The sequence below is a fragment of the Aquamicrobium soli genome, assembly GCF_042646345.1.
Classification (GTDB): domain Bacteria; phylum Pseudomonadota; class Alphaproteobacteria; order Rhizobiales; family Rhizobiaceae; genus Mesorhizobium; species Mesorhizobium soli_A.
The window spans coordinates 166,436-188,118 of record NZ_JBHRTK010000009.1; the positions used below are offsets into that span (position 1 = coordinate 166,436).

Consider the following 21,683-nt stretch of genomic DNA (forward strand, 5'->3'; position numbering starts at 1 on the left):
GCCGGGTATGAACAAAAAGCCCCGCCGGATCGCTCCGGCGGGGCTTGCTGTCGGGTCCGCCGCGCGGGCCGCGGCTTGTGGCTTAGTTGCCCTGCTTCTTCAGCGCGGCGCCGAGGATGTCGCCCAGCGAAGCGCCGGAGTCGGTCGAGCCGTACTGCGCCACGGCTTCCTTCTCCTCGGCGATTTCCAGCGCCTTGATCGAAACCTGCAGCTTGTGCGTCTTCTTGTCGAAGGAGATGACGCGGGCATCGACCTTCTGGCCGACCGAGAAGCGCTCGGGGCGCTGCTCGTCGCGGTCGCGCGAAAGGTCGCTGCGCTTGATGAAGGTGTCGATGCCGCTGTCGACCAGCCGCACTTCCAGTCCGCCATCCTTGATGCCGGTCACTTCGCAGGTGACGACGGCGTTCTTGCGCAGTTCGCCCGAAGCGGCGGCGTCGCCGGCCGCGTCACGCGAAAGCTGCTTGATGCCGAGCGAGATGCGCTCCTTGTCGATGTCGACGTCGAGCACCTGCGCCTTGACCATGTCGCCGCGGTTGTACTCTTCGATGACCTGCTCGCCCGGACGGCTCCAGTCGAGGTCGGACAGGTGGACCATGCCGTCCACGTCGCCTTCCAGGCCGATGAACAGGCCGAACTCGGTCTTGTTCTTGACCTCCCCCTCGACCTGGCTGCCGACCGGGTAGTTGCGGGCAAAGGCTTCCCACGGATTCTCCAGCGTCTGCTTGAGGCCGAGCGAGATGCGGCGCTTGGCCGGATCGACCTCGAGCACGACGACGTCGACCTGCTGGGTGGTGGACAGGATCTTGCCGGGATGGACGTTCTTCTTCGTCCACGACATTTCCGAAACGTGGATGAGGCCTTCGATGCCCGGCTCCAGCTCCACGAACGCACCGTAGTCGGTGATGTTGGTGACGGTGCCGGTGATCTTCTTGCCGATCGGGAACTTGGTGCCGATGTCGGACCACGGATCGCTCTCGAGCTGCTTCATGCCGAGCGAGATGCGGTGGGTTTCCTGGTTGATGCGGATGATCTGCACCTTGACCGTCTGGCCGATGTTCAAAATCTCGGTCGGATGGTTGACGCGGCGCCACGCCATGTCGGTGACGTGCAGCAGACCGTCGATGCCGCCGAGGTCGACGAACGCACCGTAGTCGGTGATGTTCTTGACCACGCCTTCGACCACCTGGCCCTCTTCGAGGTTCTGGACGATCTCCGAACGCTGCTCGGCGCGGCTCTCTTCAAGCACGGTGCGGCGCGAAACCACGATGTTGCCGCGACGGCGATCCATCTTGAGGATCTCGAAGGGCTGCGGGTTGTGCATGAGCGGGGTGACGTCGCGGATCGGACGGATGTCGACCTGCGAACGCGGCAGGAAGGCCACGGCGCCGTCGAGATCGACGGTGAAGCCGCCCTTGACCTGGTTGAAGATGACGCCTTCGACGCGCTCGCCCTTGTTGAACTTCTCTTCGAGCTTGACCCAGCTCTCCTCGCGGCGGGCCTTCTCGCGCGAAAGCATCGCCTCGCCCAGCGCGTTCTCGATGCGCTCGACATAAACCTCGACGACATCGCCGACCTTGAGGGTGGAATCCTTGCCCTTGGCGCCGAATTCCTTCAGCGGCACGCGGCCCTCGACCTTGAGGCCGACGTCGATGATGGCCATGTCCTTCTCGATCGCGGTGATGGTGCCGCGCACGACCTGGCCTTCGCCGGAATTGCCGGCGGAAAACGATTCTTCAAGCATGCTCGCGAAATCGTCGCGAGTGGGGTTCGCTACTGACATTGTTTCTCCTGGAAAGCTTCGCCCTGTCGCGAAGCGGGCGCCGTAGGTTAGCGTTGCGTTAGCCTGCCGGCGTTCTGGGGTTCTTCAAAACCCCTGGCCGCTCTATGCGGCAATTCCGGCGCATCATGAATGCTGGCAGGCTGGTTTCACCTGATATGGCGCGCGTCCTCGAAATTGGAAGGACCGACCGGATCAGGCGTCGTCGCTTTCGGCCACCGCGTCGTCGATGATCGCCACGGCCGCAAGAAACGCGGCCTCTATAGACATTTCCGACGTATCGAGCAAGTGCGCGTCGGCGGCCGGCTTCAACGGCGAATCGGAGCGGCCCATGTCGCGCTCGTCGCGGCGCTTTATGTCGGCCAGAATCTGGTCGTAGTCGGCCGTTCCGCCGATCGCCTCGATCTCGTCGAAGCGGCGCCTCGCCCGCACCTGCGGGCTCGCCGTCACATAAAGCTTCACCGTGGCGTCGGGGCATACCACGGTGCCGATGTCGCGGCCGTCGAGCACGGCACCCGGCGGGGCGTCGGCAAAGGCGCGCTGCTTTTCGACCAGGATGCGGCGCACCGAGGGGAGGACCGCCACCTTCGAGGCAGCCTCGCCGACCGCATGCGCCGACAGCACGTCGCGGTCCAGCGCCGACAGGTCGACCTGCCGCGCCGCCGTTTCGGCGGCCGAGACATTGTCCAGCGGCAGGCCGAAATCCAGCAGCGCGTGCGCCACCGCGCGATAGGTCAGGCCGGTATCGAGCAGGTTCAGGCGGTAGTGGTCGGCGAGCCTGCGCGCCAGCGTTCCCTTGCCCGCGCCGGCCGGCCCGTCGATGGCGACGACGAAACTCATGCCCTGAGCACCGGGCGCGTCAGGCAGGTCGGCCCACCCTCGCAGGCCACGCACAGCGCATCCGCCTCGAAGGTGGCGACGATGCATCCCGCCGCCTCCATCGCGGCCCTGGTCTTCGGGAAGCCGGCAATGGCGATGACCTTGCGCTGGTCGGTCGGCAGCACGTTGAGGCTGAGGCCGTTGGAGGCCATGAACTCGCCCGCGTCACCCTCGACGAGCTCGATGCCGCGTGCCTTTAGCAGTTGATAGAACGGCGCCGGCAACAAGGGCGAATAGACCAGCGCCAAATCGTCGGCGAGCGGGCTGATCACCGACATCAGGTGCAGGCACGCATCCTCGCCCTGCCACAGCGGCAGGTCGAAGCCGAGCACCGTTATCCCCTTCGGGGCAAGCAGTTCGGCAAGCTGGCGCACGCCTTCCTGGTTGGTGCGCACGCCCCGCCCGACGACCAGCGTGTTTTTGTCCAGCCACACCGTATCGCCGCCCTCGACCTGGCCGGGGGCCTCGATGCGGCCGAGGATCGGGATGCCCATGCGCCGGTAGGCGACCTCATGCAGTTCCGGTTCCGGCAGGCGCAAGGCCTTGCCCATGGAAAGGATGATCGCGCCATGCTCGGTCATCAGCGAGGGGTCGAAGGTAAAGACCGAATCGGACAGGCCGTCATCTTCCTCGGTCAGCCACTCGATCTCGGCACCGCTGGCCGCCACCAGCTCGGCCAGCCCCTTGTGCTCGAGCGCGGCCCTGTGCGGGTCGAAGCCCGGACCATAATGCCACTCGGCCGCAACAGCGCGGCGCATGGCGCTTGCGGCCGAACGCATCAGCACCCGCCTGAGCGGGGCGGCCATCGACTGCGCTCCATAGGTCTTTTCCAACAGCTTCCTCCAAAAGACTTCCGGCCGCTCCGGGCCAGCGTTCAATAATCCTTGAAAGGGCCTTCGATCAATGGTCCAACACGATGGTTGACGCCGACAACGAGAACGGTCCATCTTGGCAGGAAACATCGGTCGGTGGCGGGTAATGGGTGAGGAATTGCGACGACGACCGCTTGCTGCGTCTTCAACGGCGGCGAGGCGGTGATGGGCGCAAGCGCTGAATCGGCGGCCGGATCGGAAGCGCGGGCCATCGCCCCCGAGGCGATCCACGTCGAGAACCTGCACAAGAAATTCGGCGACCTGCACGTGCTGAAAGGCGTCTCGCTGTCGGCGCGCGACGGCGACGTCATCGCCATCATCGGCGGCTCCGGCTCCGGCAAGTCCACGCTGCTGCGCTGCATCAACTGCCTGGAGAACCCGACCAGCGGCGTCGTTCGCGTCAACGGCGAAGAAATCCGCATGAAGGCCGACAGCCACGGCAACACCCAGCCCGCCGACCGCAGGCAGATCGAGCGCATCCGCTCGCGCCTCGGCATGGTGTTCCAGAACTTCAACCTGTGGAGCCACATGACGCTCCTGGAAAACGTCATCGAGGTTCCGGTGCATGTGCTGGGCGTCAAGCCCGAGGTCGCGACCGCCGAGGCGGAAAAGCTGCTCGCCCGCGTCGGGCTCGCCGAAAAGCGCGACGTCTACCCGGCCTACCTGTCCGGCGGCCAGCAGCAGCGCGGGGCGATCGCGCGCGCGCTCGCCATCCAGCCGCGCGTCATGCTGTTCGACGAGCCGACCTCGGCGCTCGACCCGGAACTGGTCGGCGAGGTGCTGAAAGTCATCGGCGACCTCGCGCGCGAAGGCCGCACCATGGTGCTGGTGACGCATGAAATGAAGTTCGCCCGCGAGGTCGCGACGCATGTCGTCTACCTCTACAACGGCGTGGTCGAGGAAGAAGGCCCGCCGGACGCGATCTTCAACGCCCCCAGGTCCGAGCGGCTGAAGCAATTCATCCGCAACATCGGGTGAGCGGCAAAGACAACGGGAACAAACTCAACCAAGTGGGAGAATGGACGATGAAGACTTTCCTGAAAATAACGGCGGCCGCCGCCGTGTTCGCGCTGGCCGGGGCGTTTTCGGCGAGCGCCGAGCAGATCAAGGTCGGTTTTTCGCCGGAAGCCTATCCGCCCTTCTACACGCAGGATTCGTCGGGCAACTGGACCGGCTGGGAAGTCGACATCACCAAGGCGATCTGCGAGGAAGCCAAGCTCGACTGCGTGCTGACGCCGATCCCGTGGGACGGCCTGATCCCGGCGCTGAAGACCAAGAAGATCGACGCCATCATGAACTCGATGTCGATCACCGCCGAGCGAGAGAAGGAAATCGACTTCTCCGACAAATACTATAACACGCCGACCGCGATCATCGGGCCGAAGAGCGAGAAGTTCGACGCCACGCCGGAAGGCATCAAGGGCAAGATCCTCGGCGTGCAGGTTTCGACCGTGCATGCCGCCTATGCCAAGAAGCATTTCGCCGACGTCGCCTCGGAGATCAAGGAATACCAGACGCAGGACGAAGCCAACCAGGACCTCGTCGCCGGACGCATCGACGCCACGCAGGCCGACTCGATCGCGCTGGACGCCTTTCTCAAGTCCGACCAGGGCAAGGAATGCTGCGACCTCAAGGGCTATGTCGCTCCCGACCTCGAAGTGCTCGGACCCGGCGTCGGCGCCGGCGTGCGCAAGGGCGATACCGAGCTGAAGGACAAGATCAACGCCGCCATCAAGGCGGTCCGCGCCAACGGCAAGTACCAGGAAGTCACCAAGAAGTACTTCGACTTCGACATCTACGGCGACGAGACGGCCGCCAACTGACCCCATGGCCGCCGGCCGGCCGACCTGCTTGCGGGCAGGCGGCCGGCCGACGGCCCAAGGGCTGTCGTGCCTGTTCCAGCCATCCATGCCGGACGAGCCGCCCGGCATGGGAGTTGAAGACGAGGAACTACCCTGACCGATATTCTTGCCGCTGCCTTTGGAAGCAGCACTCTGGCGCTGTTGTCGCTTTCGCCGCCCGGCTGGGGCGCGAACCTCCTGATCGGCCTTCTCAAATCGATCGAGATCGCCGCGGGCGCGTTCGGGCTCGGTCTTCTGATCGGCATCTGCGGCGCCTACGGCAAGCTTTACGGCGGGCCGGTGGTGCGCGACCTGTTCGAGGTCTACACCACCGTGGTGCGCGCCGTTCCCGAACTGGTGCTGATCCTGCTGCTCTATTATGCGGGAACCGACCTCGTTAACCAGCTTCTCGCCCTGTTCGGCCATGCCCCGGTGGACATCAACGGCCTGGTGGCCGGCATCGGCGTGCTGGGCGTGGTGCAGGGCGCCTATTCCACCGAGGTGCTGCGCGGGGCGATCCTTGCCATTCCGCAGGGCCAGATCGAGGCGGCAAGGGCCTACGGCATGCCGCCGCGCCTGTTGCTGCGGCGAATCACGCTGCCGGCAATGCTGCCCTACGCCATTCCCGGCCTCGCCAATCTGTGGCTGATCGCCACCAAGGACACCGCGCTCCTGGCCATCGTCGGCTTCAGCGAACTCACCCAGACGACGCGGCTGGCGGCGGGCGCCACCAAGGCCTACCTCACCTTCTTTGTCGCGGCCGGCATCCTCTACCTGGCGCTGACGCTGGTCTCGAACTTCTTCATCGCCCGCATCGAGCGGCGGGCGCGGCGCGGCATGCCCTCGCTCAAGGATGCGCACTGATGGCCGCGGCCGGCGAAAACCCGATCGTGCGGGCCACGGCGCAAACCTCGCTGTGGCTGCAGCCGCACCGCATCGTCATGATCGCGATCGCGCTCGCCCTCATCGTGGCCGCCGTGCTGTTCATGCGCTGGGACTGGCTGCCGAAATACCTGCCGCTGGCGCTGGAAGGCATCTGGCGCACGCTGTGGCTGCTGGTCGTCACCTGCCTGCTCGGCATCGGGCTCGCCATCCCGCTCGGCCTCGCGCAGGCGGCCGGCCCGGTCTGGCTCGCCGCCCCGGCGCGCGCCTTCTGCACGGTCATCCGCGGCACGCCGCTGCTGCTGCAACTTTGGCTGCTCTATTACGGGCTGGGCTCGCTGTTCCCGCAGTTCCCTTGGATACGCGAGTCCTTCCTGTGGCCATATCTGCGGCAAGCATGGCCCTATGGCGTGCTGTCGCTGACGCTGTCCTATGCCGGCTATGAGGGCGAGGTGATGCGAGGCGCCTTCGCCGGCGTGCCGCGCGGCCAGCTGGAGGCCGCGCGCGCCTTCGGCATGAGCCGCTGGACCACGTTCCGCCGCATCTGGCTAAAGCAGGCGCTCTACCGGGCGCTGCCGACGCTGACCGGCGAAACCGTGCTGCAACTGAAGGCGACGCCGCTGGTCGCCACCATCACCATGGTCGACATCTATTCGGTCGCCTCGCGGGTGCGGCAGGAAACCTTCATCACCTACGAACCCTTGCTGCTTCTGGCCGCCGTCTATATGGCGGTGACCGGCATCCTCGTCTTCGTCTTCCGCAAGGTGGAAGCGCGCATGCCCAACCGTATCGGCTGAACGCCAGGATCGACGCCATGCAACTCAGTCTCGACCAGGCAAGCGGCCTGTGCCGCATGGCGGCGCTGGGGGCCGGAGCCAGCGAGGAGGCGGCGCAGTCGCTGGCGGCGGCCACGGTCGCCGCCGAGGCCGAAGGCAACGCGGTCGTCGGCTTCGCCCATCTCATCGACTATCTGGAAGCGCTGGAGGCCGGGCGCATCGACGGCAAGGCCGAACCGGTGGTGAGCCGGCCGGCGCTGGCGCTCTACCTGTGCGACGGGCGCGGCGGCATCCCGCAGACCGGCTTCGACCGCTGCGCCGACGACCTCGCCAAGGCGGCAAAGCTGTTCGGCATCGCCGCCTTCTCGCAGAAGAACGCCTATACCTGCGGCGCGCTCGGCTATTTCACCCGGCGGCTGGCCGAACATGGGCTGGTTTCGCTCGCCGCCACCAACGGCCCGGCGCTGATGGCCGGCGCGGGCTCCACCAGGCCGGTCTACTGCACCAACCCGCTGTCCTTCGCGGCCCCCTCGGCAAACGGGGCGCCGCTGGTCATCGACCAGTCCTCCAGCGCCACCGCCTTTGTCGCCATCCGCCAGGCGGCGGAAGCCGGGGAAAAAATCCCGGAAGGCTGGGCGCTGGATGCGGCCGGCGAACCGACCACCGATCCGCAGGCGGCGATGAAGGGCGCGCTGCTCGCCTTCGGCGGCAACCGGGGCGCCAATCTCGCGCTGATGGTCGAGGTGCTGGCGGCCGGGCTGTCCGGAGCCAACTGGTCGCTCGATGCCCCGCCCTTCGACAGGGGAACGCGAGGCCCGGCAACCGGCCTGTTCATCCTCGCCATCGAGCCGAAGCTGCTTGAAGCGGATTTCGAACATCGCATCGCCCGCCATCTCGACCGGCTGCGGCGGCAGTACGGGGTGCATATTCCCGGCAGCAAGGGCGCCGAAGCCACGCGAAAAGCCGCCACGCACGGCATCAGCGTGCCCACGGATATCGTGCGGCGCGTTTCCGAATTCGCCGAGCGCCATTCCTCCTGACGGCCGCACGGCGGTGGCCGATAAAATCAAGTTCATTTGACTGTGAAGAACCGATCGGTGCGCTAACGCGGCACGAACAACAGGAACACAAGGTCGATGACGTCCCAAAACTCCCGCCAGACCCTGATCATCCCGGCCCTCGGCGGCCTTTACGCAAGACTGAACGACGGCGTGGAAACGCTGCTGCGCGTCATTGCCGGCGGCTTTCTCGCCGTCCACGGATCGGGCAAGATCGTCGACCCGTTCGGCGCCAGCGAGATGGTCGAGGGTCTCGGCTTCTATCCCGGTGCTTTCTGGTCGCCGCTGCTGGCGGCCACCGAATTCTTCGGCGGCATCCTGATCGCGCTGGGCCTGTTGACCCGGCCGGCCGCCTTTGCCGGCATGATCGTGCTCCTGGTCACCGTCTGGTTCCATTGGGTGACGATGGGGCAGGGCTTTTCGGGCGCCGAAAAGTCGCTCCTGTGGGCGGCGGCGCTGGCCTTCTTCGTCGTTCGCGGCGGCAACCGCCATTCCATCGACGCGCGGCTCGGCAAAGCCTTCTGAAGGCATACGGCAAAGGCCGTCGACGATCCGCCGCCGGCCTTTGCCTTTCCTGAAAAACCGATTATGAAACGGCTTCAGCCAGCCCGCCGGCCAGCCAACGGCCGTGCTGCGGAAGAAAGATCGCCGGAGCCTCGACCATGACCGAAATCCTGGAAACGCCAAAGCTCGTCGTCGTTTTCGGCGGCTCCGGCTTCATCGGGCGGCATGTCGTGCGGGCGCTCGCCATGCGCGGCTATCGCATCCGCGTCGGCTGCCGCCGCCCGGACCTCGCCGGCCATCTCCAGCCGCTCGGCAATGTCGGCCAGATCCAGCCGGTGCAGGCCAATGTCCGCGTGCGCTGGTCGATCGACCGCGCGGTAGAGGGCGCGGACCACGTCGTCAACCTCGTCGGCATCCTGCATGAGAGCGGCCGCCAGCGCTTCAACACCGTCCACCAGTTCGGCGCCCAGGCCATCGCCGAAGCGGCCCGCGCCGCCGGCGCCGGCCTGACCCATGTCTCGGCGCTGGGCGCGGATGTCCAGTCGCCCTCGGCCTATGCCCGCACCAAGGCACTGGGCGAGCGGGCCGTGCTATCGACCATCCCGGATGCCGTCATCCTGAGCCCGTCGATCGCCTTCGGGCCGGAGGACGGCTTCTTCAACCGCTTCGCGTCCATGGCGCGCTTTTCGCCGGCGCTGCCGCTGATCGGCGGCGGCAATACCCGCTTCCAGCCCGTCTATGCGGCCGATATCGCGGAAGCCGTCGCCCGCTCCGTCGACGGCCTGGTTGCCGGAGGCAAGGTCTACGAACTCGGCGGCCCCAACCAGGTCACGTTCAAGGAATGCATGCAGGAACTGCTGGCGATCACCGATCGCAAGCGCCTCCTGGTGCCTCTGCCGTGGTGGCTGGCCGACTTCATGGCGTTCTTCCTCGGTCTGTTGCCCAAGCCGCTGCTCACCCGGGACCAGGTGACGCAGTTGCGCGCCCACAACGTCGTCTCCGCGGAAGCCGACAGGGAAGGCCGGACGCTGGCCGGGCTCGGCATCCAGGCGCGCTCGCTCGGCGCGATCCTGCCGAGCTACCTGTGGCGCTTCCGCGCGGCCGGGCAGTTCCAGCGCAAGACCGCCGGCTGAAAATCCTTCGGAGCCTGTTTCGAAATTCGCCGTGGCGAGCCATCAGATGGCCGTCAAGGTGCCTTCAAACGGGCCCTCAGCCCCAGATCAGAAGCCCGGCCAGACCCAGGCAGCCGATGACGAGCCGCCACCAGCCGAACAGCGCGTAGCCGTGGCGTGAGACGTAGTCGAGCAGGTAGCGCACCACGAACAGCGCCGAGACGAAGGCCGCCACGAAGCCGATGCCGATCAGCGACAGGTCGGAGCCGGTCAGGATGTGCCGGTTCTTGAACAGATCGAGCGCAAAGGCGCCGACCATGGTCGGCATGGCGAGGAAGAACGAGAACTCCGCCGCCGCCCTTTTCTCCACGCCGAGCAGCATGGCGCCGACGATGGTCGCGCCGGAACGCGAGGTCCCCGGGATCATCGCCAGGCACTGGAAAAGCCCGATCTCGATATAGCGGCGCGGCGGGAAGCGCTCGACGTCGCGGTAGACCGGCTTCAGGTCCATGCGGTCCACCCACAACAGCACGATGCCGCCGATGATGAGCATGGTGCAGATCAGTTTCGGCGATTCGAACAGCACCGTCTTGATGAAATCGTGCGCCAGCATGCCGATGACGGCGGCGGGCAGGAAGGCGAGCACGATGCCGAGGACGAAATGCCGGGTCAGCCGGTCATGCCGGAAATCGCGTGCCATCTTCCACAGACGGTGAAAATAGATGCTCAGGATCGCCAGGATGGCGCCGAGTTGGATGAGAATCTCGAACACCTTGCCGGTGGATTTGAAGCCGAGGAAATGACCGGCGAGCAGGATATGTCCCGTCGAAGACACCGGAATGAACTCGGTCAGCCCCTCGATCAGGCCGAGAATCAGCGCTCCAACGATGGTATGGGTTTCCATGGAACCTCGCGCAGGGATTCGCGTGTACAGGGCTTGCTTGTCATGTCGCGGAACTCACCCTATAGGTCGCAGGACATGACGGCCCCTGAATCGGGCCGCCAAGCTTTATCGGCGCGAGCGGCGATTCGCCAGAGCGCTTTTTTTCACGCTGGACCATGCTGACGCTTTTCCATCATCCCATGTTCGCATCTTGTCGATTCGTTCGCCTCGCCTTCGGCGAGTATGGCGAGGAACTGGCGCTGATCGAGGAAAAGCCGTGGACGCGACGCAAGGAATTCCTGGCGCTCAACCCCGCCGGCAGCCTGCCGATCCTGCTGGCCGAGGGCGACGTGCCCATCGTCGGCGCCAGCGTCATCGCCGAATATCTGGACGAGACGCGCGGCGTTTTGAAGCGCGAGCGCCGGCTGTTCGCCGAGGACCCGATGGAGCGGGCCGAAATCCGCCGCCTGACCGACTGGTACCTGACCAAGACCGAAAGCGAGGTCACCCGGCATCTGGTGCGCGAACGGGTGCTGAAGCCGATGATGCCGGAATCCGCCGGCGGCGGCTCGCCCGATTCGGCGGCGATCCGGGCGGCGCGCGCCAATGTGCGCCAGCACCTGAAATACACCAACTGGCTGGCCGGCACCCGGCCCTGGCTCGCCGGCAACAAGGTGACCTATGCCGATCTCGCTGCCGCCGCGGCGCTGTCGGTGCTCGACTATCTCGGCGAGGTCGACTGGCGCGAGAACCACGCGGCGCGCGAATGGTATACGCGGGTCAAGTCGCGCCCCTCGTTCCGGCCGCTGCTCGCCGACCGGGTGCGCGGCCTCACCCCGGTATCGCATTATGCGGACCTCGACTTCTGATCCAGCCAAGCTGCGCGCGCTGATCGACCGCGAGGCCGAGGCCGCCGGCTTCGATGCCGTCGCGGTCACGACGCCGGACGCGATCCCGCAGGCACCGGCCCGGCTGGCCGCCTTCGTCGAGGCCGGATTCCACGGCTCCATGGGCTGGATCGCCGAGACGCTGGAGCGCCGCTCCAGCCCCTCGACACTATGGCCCGAAGTCCGCTCGATCATCGTGCTGGCGATGAACTACGCCCCCGACCACGATCCGCGCGACATTCTTGCGCGCAAGGCGAGCGGCGCCATCTCCGTCTATGCGCGCAACCGCGATTACCACGACGTGATGAAGGGCCGGCTGAAGGAAATCGCCGGCAAGATCGTCGCCCGGGCCGGCGGCGACGTAAAGGTGTTCGTCGATACTGCACCGGTCATGGAAAAGCCGCTGGCGGGAGCGGCCGGGCTCGGCTGGCAGGGCAAGCACACCAACCTGGTCAGCCGGCAGCACGGCTCGTGGCTGTTCCTCGGCACCATCTTCACCACCGCCGAACTCGTTCCCGACGCGCCGGAAGCCGACCATTGCGGTTCCTGCCGCGCCTGCCTCGACGCCTGCCCGACGAACGCCTTTCCCGCACCCTACAGGCTCGATGCGCGGCGCTGCATCTCCTACCTCACCATCGAGAACAAGGGGCCGATCCCGCTCGAATTCCGGCAGGCCATCGGCAACCATATCTATGGCTGCGACGACTGCCTCGCCGCCTGCCCGTGGAACAAGTTCGCCCACACGGCGCGGGAGGCGAAGCTTTCGGCGCGCGAGGACCTGCGCGATCCGCCGCTGGCCGAACTGCTGCGTCTCGACGACGCCACGTTCCGAACCTTCTTCTCCGGCTCGCCGGTCAAGCGCATCGGCCGCGACCGCTTCATTCGCAACGTGCTGATCGCCGCCGGCAATTCGGAGCAGCCCTCGCTCGTCGCGCCGGCGCGCGCTCTGCTCGGCGACCCGTCGCCGCTGGTGCGCGGCGCGGCCGTCTGGGCGCTGTCGCGGCTGCTGCCGGATGGCGAATTCGCGGCGCTGGCCGGGGAGGCGCTGGCCCGCGAAAGCGACGAAGAGGTTCGCGGCGAATGGCAGGCGGCCAAGGCGGAGGTTCGGGCATGAGCGGCGCAAGGACCTTCATTTTCGGCGCCGGCTACTCCGGCAGGGCCTTCGCCGCGGCAAGTGGCGGCAATCCCGTTTTCGGTACCACCCGGTCGCCGGAAAAATTCGAAGCGCTGCGCCGGGCCGGCATTACGCCGCTGCTGTTCGACGGCACGCTGACCGGCGAGGCCGAAGCGGCGCTTGCGAACACCACGCACCTCGTCGTTTCGGCCGCTCCGTGCGAGGCCGGCGATCCGGTGCTCGCCGCCGCCCGCACCGTCATCGCGGAAAAAATACCGGCGCTGCGCTGGATCGGCTACCTGTCGACCGTCGGCGTCTACGGCGACCGCGGCGGCGGCTGGGTCGATGAGACCAGTGAATGCCGCCCGCTGTCCAGGCGCTCGGCCATGCGGCTAGACGCGGAAGAGGCGTGGCTGGCGCTCGGCCGCCAGATCGGCCGGCCGGTCGCCGTGCTCCGGCTTTCCGGCATCTACGGGCCGGGGCGCAACGCCTTCGTCAGCCTCAGCAACGGCACCGCCAAGCGGCTGGTCAAGCCGGGACAGGTGTTCAACCGCATCCACCGCGACGATATCGCGGGTGCGCTGAAGCATCTTGCCGAGCGCGCGCAAGGCGGCGTCTTCAACGTCACCGACGACTTTCCCAGCCCGCCGCAGGACGTGGTGACCTATGCCGCGCGCCTGATGGGCATCGAGCCGCCGCCCGAAATCCCGTTCGAAACGGCCGAGTTGTCGCCGATGGCTCGCTCTTTCTACGGCGAGAACAAGCGCGTCTCCAACCAGGCCATCAAGCAGGCCGGCTACCGGTTTTCCTTTCCGGACTACCGGTCGGCGCTCGAACGGATGTGGGCCGACGGCTCGTGGAGAAACGAATAAAGATGGCGCTGTCGTTAAGACTTGGATAACCATCACGGCCCAAGGTCGGGGCAACCTCTGGGTCGGGCAAGTTGGGGCACGGCAAGCTGGACACTCGACGATGACATTTTTCTCCCTCTCCCCTCGCAAACGCTGGACGGCGATGCTGCTGGCGGCGGCAACCTCGCTAGGGCTTTCCGGCGCGTCCGCCGGCGCCACCGAACTCGCCAAGGATCTGTTCGGGGCAGAGCGGCTGCCGGCACTCGCCGCGCCGCAATCCATCGGCTTCTATTCCAAGGGCTGCTTCGCCGGCGGCGTGGCGATCGCCACCGACGGCCCGACCTGGCAGGCGATGCGGCTTTCGCGCAACCGCCGCTGGGGCCATCCGGCGATGATCGCGCTGATCGAAAAACTGTCGCGTGACGCCGTTTCCATCGGCTGGCCGGGGCTTTTGCTGGGCGACATCTCGCAGCCGCGCGGCGGGCCGATGCTGACCGGCCACGCCTCACACCAGATCGGCCTCGACGCCGACATCTGGTTCACGCCGATGCCCGACCGGCGCCTCACCGCGAGCGAGCGCGAAAACATGAGCGCCGTATCGCTGGTCAATGAGAAGACCCATCTGGTAAAGAACAATCTGTGGACGCCCGCCCACATGCGGCTGCTCAAGCTGGCAGCCAGCTACCCGGAAGTCGAGCGCATCCTGGTCAACCCCGGCATCAAGAAGAAGCTCTGCGACACCGTGACCGGCGACCGCTCCTGGCTGCACAAGATCCGGCCGTTCTGGGGCCACGACTACCATTTCCACATTCGCATCGGCTGCCAGCCCGGCTCGCCGGACTGCAAGCGGCAGGAGGCGACCCCGAACGACGACGGCTGCGGCAAGCCGCTGGCCTGGTGGTTCACCGAGGAGCCGTGGCGTCCCAACAAGAACCCCGACGCGCCGAAGGCCCGCGACGTCATGACCATGGCCAGCCTGCCCAAGGCCTGCCAGGCGGTGCTCGCCGCGCCGAGCCCGGTTTCGGAGGCCGCCGTGACCTATCCGCGCGGCGGCACGACCGTCATCGCCGCCACGCCCTCGAACACGGTCCGGGCGGCCGTCGCCTTGAGCGATCCGGTGCCCTTCGGCGCCAGCGCATTCGCTCCAACCCCGGAATCCGGCATTCCGCTGCCCTTCCCCCGGCCGGGAAAGTAGCGGCCGGATTCGCCCCGGCGGGCAGAGGTATCCGTCTGGAAATACCCCCACCCCTAGCCCCTCCCCACAAGGGGAAGGGGAATATGGAACGTCGCACCCCTCTGCCCACCTCTTAGAGTGGAGCCCCGTGGGCTCAACAGTCCCCCTCCGCCCTGTGACGAGGGGTTAGCGGTAGGGGTCTCCCCTGCCGATCCGGCCCGCCAATGGCCTTCAATCGATTTATAGCAGGCATTCTTCCGGTTTTTTCGACCTCGCCGCCGCACTTCCGCCGTTGCGCCCCGCTTCGATTCTGCCTAGAGCATCTGCAATCGCAGCGATCGGGACACGAGATGCCGGACAGGAGCCACGACGACACGCCTTTGCGGTTTCCGATCCTTATCGGCGATATCGGCGGCACGAATGCGCGCTTTTCGGTCGTGCTCGACTCGAATTCGGAAGCCTCCGAGCCCGTCATCGTGCAGACCGCCGATTTCGCCACCATCGACGACGCGATCCAGGCGGCGGTCCTCGACCGTTCCTCGGTGCAGCCGAACTCGGCGGTGCTGGCAGTGGCCGGTCCGGTCGAGAGCGACGAAATCCCGCTCACCAACTGCCCGTGGGTCGTCAAGCCGAAGCAGATGCTCGCCGATCTCGGCCTGAGCGACATCGTCGTGCTCAACGATTTCGAGGCGCAGGCGCTCGCCGTCGCCGCCCTCGGCGAGGAGCAGATGGAAAAGATCGGCGGCGGCGCGCCCGAGCCGAACGCCGGACGCGTGGTGCTCGGCCCCGGAACCGGCCTCGGCGTCGCCGGCCTCATCTACGCATTGGGCCGCTGGCTGCCGATTCCGGGCGAAGGCGGGCACATGGACATCGGCCCGCGCTCACCGCGCGATTTCGAGGTTTTCCCGCATATCGAGACCATCGAGGGCCGGATTTCGGGCGAACAGATTCTTTGCGGGCGCGGCCTCGTCAACGTCTACCGGGCGGTCGCGGCAGCCGACGGCAAGCCGGCGCCGCTTGCCCGGCCGGCCGAAATCACCGCCGCCGCGCTGGAAAAGTCCGACCCGGTCGCGCAGGAGGCGCTGTCGATCTTCACCACCTGCCTCGGGCGCACCGCCGGCGACCTGGCGCTGGTGTTCATGAGCCGCGGCGGCGTCTTCCTCACCGGCGGCATCGTGCAGAAAATCCTGCCGGCCCTGAAAGAAGGCGGTTTCCGCGCCGCCTTCGAAGACAAGGCCCCGCACAGCGCACTGATGCGCACGCTGCCGGTCTATGTCATCACCCAGCCGCTGGCGGCACTCGCCGGCCTCGCCGCCTTCGCCCGGACGCCCTCGCTGTTCGGGGTGGAAACCCGGGGCCGGCGCTGGCAGAAACCCTGGCCGTGAAGTTTCCATAGGCAAGCCGCCCTCATGCCGCTATGAGGAGCACCGATCGAGGCGCTTGCCACCAAGCGCTGTCAAACAATCAATGGAACGGCCCGTTGAGCCAAAAGACCGGAAACCCGAAGGGAGCCCCGCCGGCGGAGGTGCTGGCGGTGATCCATCGCATCCTCGCCGAGAACGGCCGCGAATATGTCTGGCACTACGTTCTCGCCATCGTCTGCCTGGTAGCGGTGGCGGCCACCACCGCCTTCACCGCGTGGATCATGCGCGACGTGATCGACCAGATCTTCTACAAGCAGCGCGGCGATCTCATCGTGCTCATCTGCGTGACCATCATGGCGGCCTTCGTCATCCGCGGGATCGCAACCTATGGCCAGGCGGTGACGCTCGCCAAGATCGGCAACAACCTGGTCGCCCGCTACCAGCGCCGCATTTTCGACCACCTGATGAAGCTCGGCGTCGGCTTCTTCAACGACACGCGCTCGGGCCGGCTTGCCGCCCAGATCAACCAGAACGTCAGCGGCATCCGCGACCTGCTCGGCATGACGCTGACCTCGGTGGCCCGCGACGCGGTGTCGCTGGTCGGCCTGGTCGCGGTGATGGTGATGCAGGACCCGCTCCTGTCGGTGATGTCGCTGCTGATCGGGCCACCGCTGGTCTACGCCGTCGTCTACCTGATGCGCCGGCTGCGGCGCGCGACGCGCGAATCCGTCCAGATCAATTCGCACCTGATCGGCGCCATGCAGGAGGCGACGCAGGGCATCGCCATCGTCAAGGCCTTCACCATGGAGGAAGTCCTGGCGCGCCGCATCAGCGGGCTCATCGACGGCGCCGAGCAGAAGGCCAACCGCATCGCCCGCGTTTCCGAGCGGCTGAACCCCATCGCCGAAATCCTGGCCGGCCTCGTGGTCGCCGGCGTGATCGGCTATGCCGGCTATCGCTCCAACACCACCGGCCAGCCGCCGGGCGCGGTGTTTTCCTTCATCACCGCCCTGCTGCTCGCCTACGACCCGGCCCGCCGCCTGGCGCGCGTGCAGGTCGGCATGGAGCGCTCGCTGGTCAACGCGCGCATGATCTATGAACTGCTGGACCTCACGCCGCAGCAGGGCGACGCGCCCGGCGCATCCGCCATCAAGGTCGGCAAGGGCGAGGTCCGCTTCGACAACGTCTCCTTCGCCTATTCCCCCGACATCCCCGTCCTGCACGGCCTGAGCTTCACCGCCGAGGCCGGCAAGACCACGGCCATCGTCGGCGCCTCGGGAGCCGGCAAGTCGACGCTGGTGGCGCTGCTCCAGCGCTTCTACGACATCGGCGGCGGCGCCATCGAGATCGACGGGCAGGACATCTCCAAGGTGACGAAACGCTCGCTGCGCCAGTCGATCGCCTATGTATCGCAGCAGCCCTACCTGTTCGAAGGCTCGATCCGCGACAACATCCGCTACGGCCGCCTCGACGCCACCGACGCCGAGATCGAGGAGGCGGCGAGGCTCGCCGCGGCCGACGATTTCATCCGCCAGCAGCCGCTGGGCTACGACACGCCGGTCGGCGAGAACGGGGCGACGCTTTCCGGCGGCCAGCGCCAGCGCGTGTCGATCGCCCGCGCCATCGTGCGGCAGGCGCCGATCCTGCTCCTCGACGAGGCGACCTCCTCGCTCGACAACGAATCGGAAGCGCGCGTGCAGCAGGCGCTGACCGACGCAACCGTCGGGCGCACCACCATCGTCATCGCCCACCGGCTGTCGACGGTGATCAATGCCGACCGCATCGTCGTGCTGGAAAACGGCCGGGTCGCCGAGATGGGGACCCACGCCTCGCTGCTGGCCGACCCGCACAGCGTCTATGCCCGCTTCTACCGGTTGCAGGGCGCCGACGGTCTCGGCCTGGTCGACGCCGCCGGCCCGGCCACCGAAGCGGCGGAGAGCGAGACCAACGCAGCGGAGGCAGAGCGATGAGCGCAATGAACCTGGTCGTGGTCGGGGCCGCGGGCCGCATGGGCCGGACCCTGATCCGCACGATCGCCGAAACCCCCGGAGCGCACCTGTCGGCGGCCATCGAGCGGGCCGGCTCGCCCGACCTCGGCAAGGATGCCGGGGAACTCGCCGGCATCGGCGCCAACGGCATCCTGATCGGCGACGACCCGCTGCCGGCGTTCGCCAAGGCCGACGGAGTCCTCGACTTCACCACGCCGTCTTCCAGCGTCGAGTTTTCCGGCTATGCCGCGCAGGCCCGCATCGTCCATGTCATCGGCACCACCGGCTGCTCGGCCGAGGACGATGCAAGGATCGCTGCCGCCGCGCGCCATGCCACCATCGTCAAGTCCGGCAATATGAGCCTCGGCGTCAACCTGCTCGCCGCGCTGGTGGAGCAGGCGGCGCGGGCGCTGCCCGCCGAGGATTTCGACATCGAGATTCTCGAGATGCACCATCGCCACAAGGTCGATGCCCCGTCCGGGACCGCGCTGCTGCTCGGGCAGGCCGCCGCGGGGGGCCGCGAGATCGACCTCGACGCCAACAGCGTGCGGGTGCGCGACGGCCATACCGGGGCGCGCGAAACCGGCGCGATCGGCTTTGCCACGCTGCGCGGCGGCTCCGTCGTCGGCGAGCATTCCGTGATCCTGGCCGGCGCCGGCGAGCGTATCACGCTCGCCCACCAGGCCGACGAGCGCGCCATCTTCGCGCGCGGTGCGGTCAAGGCAGCACTATGGGCCAATGGCCGCAAACCCGGCCTCTATTCGATGCGCGACGTGCTCGGGCTCGGCTGATCCGAACAGAACCATCACCGAAGGGAGAAAACATGTCACGTACCCTCGTGCTCGTGCGCCACGGCCAGAGCGAATGGAACCTGAAGAACCTGTTCACCGGCTGGCGCGACGTCGACCTGACCGAACAGGGCCATGCCGAGGCCAAGGCAGCGGGACAGAAGCTGAAGGCGCGCGGGCTGAAGTTCGACATCGCCTTCACGTCCGCACTGAAGCGGGCACAGGTGACCTGCCAGCATATTCTCGACGCCGTCGGCCAGGGCGACCTGGAGACCATCCGCAACCAGGCGCTGAACGAGCGCGACTATGGCGACCTTTCCGGCCTCAACAAGGACGACGCGCGCCAGAAGTGGGGCGAGGAGCAGGTCCACATCTGGCGCCGCTCCTACGACGTGCCGCCGCCCGGCGGCGAAAGCCTGAAGGATACCGGCGCGCGTGTCTGGCCCTATTACCTGCACGACCTGCAACCGCACGTCCTGCGCGGCGGGACGGTGCTGGTCACCGCGCACGGCAATTCGCTCCGGGCGCTGATCATGGCGCTCGACGGGGCATCCGGCGAAGAGATCGTCAACCTGGAGCTCGGGACCGGCGTGCCGATCGTCTATACGCTCAACGCCGATTCGACGGTGGCATCCAAGGAAGTGCTGGCCGATTGAGCCGGTATTGCACGGCCAAGCGCTTTTAGCGGCACCGCCGATAAAAAGCGCGTTGACACCGCCCGTTTGCCCGCTTAGATGAGCGCGCACCAGCCCAGATGGCGGAATTGGTAGACGCGCACGGTTCAGGTCCGTGTGCCGCGAGGCGTGGAGGTTCGAGTCCTCTTCTGGGCACCAATTCATTCTGAAAAGCCCTGTGATCTCAATAGATTACAGGGCTTCTTCTTTTTTATATCCCCCTCTGCATCCCCCAAGCCGAAAACTAGCTAAATTCGTTGACGCTCCCGCCTGTCAGCGCGATGGTCGCCTGATGGCGATCAGGAAAAGGGCTCGGCGGTCGCGCGGCTGGTGCCTGCCGACGGGAAAATTATGGCTAACAGGTGGGAATATGTCGACGGGAATGCTGACCGCGAGCTTTGGCTCGTCGAGATAGATCACCCGAGCGGGCAATCGACAACATACTACCAGGGGACGCTTTTCATTCAGGTTGAGCGCGGGCGCCTCAAGGCCCCTGCCGCTCCGATCTTTGAAACTCGCGCCGAAGGGCTGGCTTGGCTAAACGGCGACGCCTGAGCTTTGCTATGCACCGCATAGGTCGCGGAGGGCTTCGGGCAACCGCCGGACTTTTCTTTGTGCGAGTTCCTGCGGAGGGAACCAAACCTGGGTAGCATCCGTTTTGTGCGGCTTTCGGCAGGATAGGAGTGCTATGAGATGAGCAAGTCTATTCAGCTAGTCGCGGTCATTGCGGCTGTAGCTTTTGTGGTGGCTCTGATGATCGGCTTGGTCCCCGATGCTCCAATGGATCAAGTTGCAACTGCCTCGATCGTTCTTGAGTGACCCGCAAAAGCCCGTCGCCGGAGGGGACGGGCGACGGGCTTCTCTCAACTATCCCGGTAGTCATGGCCACACCGGGTTTTTTCTATTCGCTACGGGATGCGGGCCGAGCGAACGCTTTCCAACTGCGATCCGTGGCAAAGGTTCCAAGCGCGATGAAAAAGGCAGTAGCTTTGCTAGGCAGACGGCCTGCCCGACGGGTTACGCCCAAGCTCTCGGACCCACGGCGCCATTTCCGTGAACTATCCGAGCGTCTTCCGCCGACCTTTGGGCTTGCCCACGGAGAATGGCTGGGCCGACTGCTGCTGTGTTAATAAGCCCGGTCTGCCATGTTTCATTGCGCATTCCGCGATAAAGATATGCGGAACAACACGGTTGGCAGCCAAGAGCGTCCCATGAAAAACAGGCCCTTCGGAGAACGCATCCGGTTCGCCCTTTGTGGGGTGAAGGAGGCTTGGCAAAGAGAAAATAGCTTCAGAACACAGGGCGTCGTCGCCATTCTGGTCGTCGTGGGACTTCTAGCCCTCAGAATCCCTTTGACTTGGTCCGCCATCGTCATCTTGGCCGCCGCGCTGGTACTTGCCATGGAATTGACTAACGCTGCCCTTGAAGCAATGATCGACCGGCTTCATCCTGAACGACATGCGGACATTCGCGCGGCAAAGGACATGGCGGCAGGCAGCGTTTTTCTAGCCAGCATAGCAGCCGTTGTCGTCGGCTTGCTCATGCTCTTCTCTCTTTATTCGATCTGGTGAATGCGCCGCTGCCGGCCCACCGTGCGGTCTTGCCCAGTGGCCACACCTTCGCAGCTTCCTCTTTCTTTGGCTTTGTCGCTTGGCTCGTCGTCCTTCGCATGCAATCTGGAGGGTTACGGGCTGTGATCGTTATCGGCGCGTTTGACCGCGGTGAGGATAGCCTTGTTTAAACCTCATTTGACGCTTACCTACTAGCTTCGTTGATTTGGCCGATTTGGCTTTTGCGGTGTCAGAGACCCCGCCATTACCACCGAATTCTCGATAGCGGTTCATTGCGTCAATCTGGCGCGATTGCCGCTCCGTTCGGACTTTGGAATGAATGTCGGAGCTGACCACGGATGTACTGGCAGCTTCAGCATCGTTCCGGTTCGGATGGGAAGGGTGCGGGAGGCGCCTCAGCGAGCTCCTGCGGAGATCGCTGTCGTGACCAGCCGTACCACACAGACCGTCGTCCACTTCTCCACGCCTTTCCGACTGCCCGACTTCGATACGGTACAACCGGCAGGCGACTATCGCGTAGATCATGACGAAGAAGTGATCGAGGGCGCTTCCTGGCTTGCCTGGCGACGGGTCGGCTCTTTTATCCACTTGCCTGGCATTGGGATGCGCGGACTGACGCAGCAGATGGTGCCGATTAATCTGGCGGACCTCGACGCCATACTCGAAAAGGATAAACAACCATGACTTA

At 66.0% G+C, this 21,683-nt stretch carries 22 protein-coding genes and 1 tRNA gene; 19 read left to right on the forward strand and 4 right to left on the reverse strand.

The window, feature by feature from the left end; genetic code table 11:
• Nucleotides 1-82 precede the first annotated feature (82 nt).
• The 3 genes from rpsA to ACFOHJ_RS07600 all read right to left on the reverse strand — a co-directional run bounded on the left by rpsA (nucleotide 83) and on the right by ACFOHJ_RS07600 (nucleotide 3,462).
• Nucleotides 83-1,780 (reverse strand): 30S ribosomal protein S1, encoded by a 1,698-nt coding sequence (rpsA, locus tag ACFOHJ_RS07590; protein WP_378219879.1) that lies wholly within the window; start codon nucleotides 1,778-1,780, stop codon nucleotides 83-85.
• Nucleotides 1,781-1,972: 192 nt separating this feature from the next.
• Nucleotides 1,973-2,617, reverse strand: coding sequence for a (d)CMP kinase (cmk, locus tag ACFOHJ_RS07595; RefSeq protein ID WP_378219880.1), 645 nt, complete (start codon nucleotides 2,615-2,617; stop codon nucleotides 1,973-1,975).
• Nucleotides 2,614-3,462, reverse strand: a complete 849-nt coding sequence (locus ACFOHJ_RS07600; protein WP_378219937.1) for a dimethylarginine dimethylaminohydrolase family protein — start codon at nucleotides 3,460-3,462, stop codon at nucleotides 2,614-2,616. Before ACFOHJ_RS07600 ends, cmk begins: the two co-directional genes overlap by 4 nt.
• Nucleotides 3,463-3,693: 231 nt before the next feature.
• Between ACFOHJ_RS07600 and ACFOHJ_RS07605 the strand changes: the two genes are divergently transcribed.
• From ACFOHJ_RS07605 to ACFOHJ_RS07635, 7 genes are all read left to right on the forward strand, one after another.
• A complete protein-coding gene (locus ACFOHJ_RS07605) occupies nucleotides 3,694-4,506 on the forward strand; it encodes an ABC transporter ATP-binding protein (protein ID WP_378219881.1) in 813 nt (270 codons plus the stop codon).
• A 47-nt stretch (nucleotides 4,507-4,553) separates the two neighbouring features.
• The gene (locus tag ACFOHJ_RS07610; protein WP_378219882.1) at nucleotides 4,554-5,351 is read left to right on the forward strand and encodes a transporter substrate-binding domain-containing protein; all 798 of its coding nucleotides are present in this window, start codon (nucleotides 4,554-4,556) and stop codon (nucleotides 5,349-5,351) included.
• A gap of 171 nt (nucleotides 5,352-5,522) precedes the next feature.
• A complete protein-coding gene (locus ACFOHJ_RS07615) occupies nucleotides 5,523-6,233 on the forward strand; it encodes an ABC transporter permease (protein WP_378219938.1) in 711 nt (236 codons plus the stop codon).
• Nucleotides 6,233-7,048, forward strand: coding sequence for an ABC transporter permease (locus tag ACFOHJ_RS07620; RefSeq protein WP_378219883.1), 816 nt, complete (start codon nucleotides 6,233-6,235; stop codon nucleotides 7,046-7,048). Before ACFOHJ_RS07615 ends, ACFOHJ_RS07620 begins: the two co-directional genes overlap by 1 nt.
• A 17-nt stretch (nucleotides 7,049-7,065) precedes the next feature.
• Entirely contained in the window at nucleotides 7,066-8,067 is a 1,002-nt protein-coding gene (locus tag ACFOHJ_RS07625) for an Ldh family oxidoreductase (protein ID WP_378219884.1), read from the forward strand.
• A 96-nt stretch (nucleotides 8,068-8,163) separates the two neighbouring features.
• The gene (locus ACFOHJ_RS07630; RefSeq protein WP_378219885.1) at nucleotides 8,164-8,610 is read left to right on the forward strand and encodes a DoxX family protein; all 447 of its coding nucleotides are present in this window, start codon (nucleotides 8,164-8,166) and stop codon (nucleotides 8,608-8,610) included.
• Between the two features lie 137 nt (nucleotides 8,611-8,747).
• On the forward strand, nucleotides 8,748-9,722 hold the full coding sequence (locus tag ACFOHJ_RS07635; protein WP_378219886.1) for a complex I NDUFA9 subunit family protein: 975 nt from the start codon (nucleotides 8,748-8,750) through the stop codon (nucleotides 9,720-9,722).
• 76 nt (nucleotides 9,723-9,798) lie between these two features.
• Here ACFOHJ_RS07635 and ACFOHJ_RS07640 read toward each other — a convergent pair whose 3' ends face one another.
• Nucleotides 9,799-10,605, reverse strand: a complete 807-nt coding sequence (locus ACFOHJ_RS07640; protein WP_378219887.1) for an undecaprenyl-diphosphate phosphatase — start codon at nucleotides 10,603-10,605, stop codon at nucleotides 9,799-9,801.
• Between the two features lie 155 nt (nucleotides 10,606-10,760).
• Between ACFOHJ_RS07640 and ACFOHJ_RS07645 the strand changes: the two genes are divergently transcribed.
• From ACFOHJ_RS07645 to ACFOHJ_RS07700, 12 genes are all read left to right on the forward strand, one after another.
• Complete coding sequence (locus tag ACFOHJ_RS07645) at nucleotides 10,761-11,453, forward strand: glutathione S-transferase family protein (protein WP_378219888.1); 693 nt, start codon at nucleotides 10,761-10,763, stop codon at nucleotides 11,451-11,453.
• Nucleotides 11,434-12,585, forward strand: coding sequence for a tRNA epoxyqueuosine(34) reductase QueG (gene queG / locus ACFOHJ_RS07650; RefSeq protein WP_378219889.1), 1,152 nt, complete (start codon nucleotides 11,434-11,436; stop codon nucleotides 12,583-12,585). Before ACFOHJ_RS07645 ends, queG begins: the two co-directional genes overlap by 20 nt.
• Complete coding sequence (locus ACFOHJ_RS07655) at nucleotides 12,582-13,457, forward strand: SDR family oxidoreductase (protein WP_378219890.1); 876 nt, start codon at nucleotides 12,582-12,584, stop codon at nucleotides 13,455-13,457. Before queG ends, ACFOHJ_RS07655 begins: the two co-directional genes overlap by 4 nt.
• A 100-nt stretch (nucleotides 13,458-13,557) precedes the next feature.
• On the forward strand, nucleotides 13,558-14,631 hold the full coding sequence (gene mepA / locus ACFOHJ_RS07660; RefSeq protein ID WP_378219891.1) for a penicillin-insensitive murein endopeptidase: 1,074 nt from the start codon (nucleotides 13,558-13,560) through the stop codon (nucleotides 14,629-14,631).
• A gap of 329 nt (nucleotides 14,632-14,960) precedes the next feature.
• Nucleotides 14,961-15,995, forward strand: coding sequence for a glucokinase (locus tag ACFOHJ_RS07665; protein ID WP_378219892.1), 1,035 nt, complete (start codon nucleotides 14,961-14,963; stop codon nucleotides 15,993-15,995).
• Between the two features lie 95 nt (nucleotides 15,996-16,090).
• Nucleotides 16,091-17,944, forward strand: a complete 1,854-nt coding sequence (locus ACFOHJ_RS07670; protein WP_378219893.1) for an ABC transporter ATP-binding protein — start codon at nucleotides 16,091-16,093, stop codon at nucleotides 17,942-17,944.
• Nucleotides 17,941-18,753, forward strand: a complete 813-nt coding sequence (dapB, locus tag ACFOHJ_RS07675) for a 4-hydroxy-tetrahydrodipicolinate reductase (protein WP_378219894.1) — start codon at nucleotides 17,941-17,943, stop codon at nucleotides 18,751-18,753. The genes ACFOHJ_RS07670 and dapB overlap by 4 nt, the downstream gene beginning before the upstream one ends.
• 32 nt (nucleotides 18,754-18,785) lie before the next feature.
• A complete protein-coding gene (locus ACFOHJ_RS07680; RefSeq protein ID WP_378219895.1) occupies nucleotides 18,786-19,406 on the forward strand; it encodes a 2,3-bisphosphoglycerate-dependent phosphoglycerate mutase in 621 nt (206 codons plus the stop codon).
• 92 nt (nucleotides 19,407-19,498) lie between these two features.
• Nucleotides 19,499-19,583: transfer RNA gene (locus ACFOHJ_RS07685), tRNA-Leu, on the forward strand.
• A gap of 534 nt (nucleotides 19,584-20,117) precedes the next feature.
• Nucleotides 20,118-20,243 carry a hypothetical protein gene (locus ACFOHJ_RS07690; protein ID WP_378219896.1) on the forward strand — a complete coding sequence of 42 codons (126 nt, stop codon included), beginning with the start codon at nucleotides 20,118-20,120 and terminating at the stop codon, nucleotides 20,241-20,243.
• 392 nt (nucleotides 20,244-20,635) lie between these two features.
• A complete protein-coding gene (locus ACFOHJ_RS07695; RefSeq protein ID WP_378219897.1) occupies nucleotides 20,636-20,995 on the forward strand; it encodes a diacylglycerol kinase in 360 nt (119 codons plus the stop codon).
• Nucleotides 20,996-21,418: 423 nt separating this feature from the next.
• Nucleotides 21,419-21,679 (forward strand): hypothetical protein, encoded by a 261-nt coding sequence (locus ACFOHJ_RS07700; RefSeq protein ID WP_378219898.1) that lies wholly within the window; start codon nucleotides 21,419-21,421, stop codon nucleotides 21,677-21,679.
• Nucleotides 21,680-21,683: the final 4 nt, after the last annotated feature.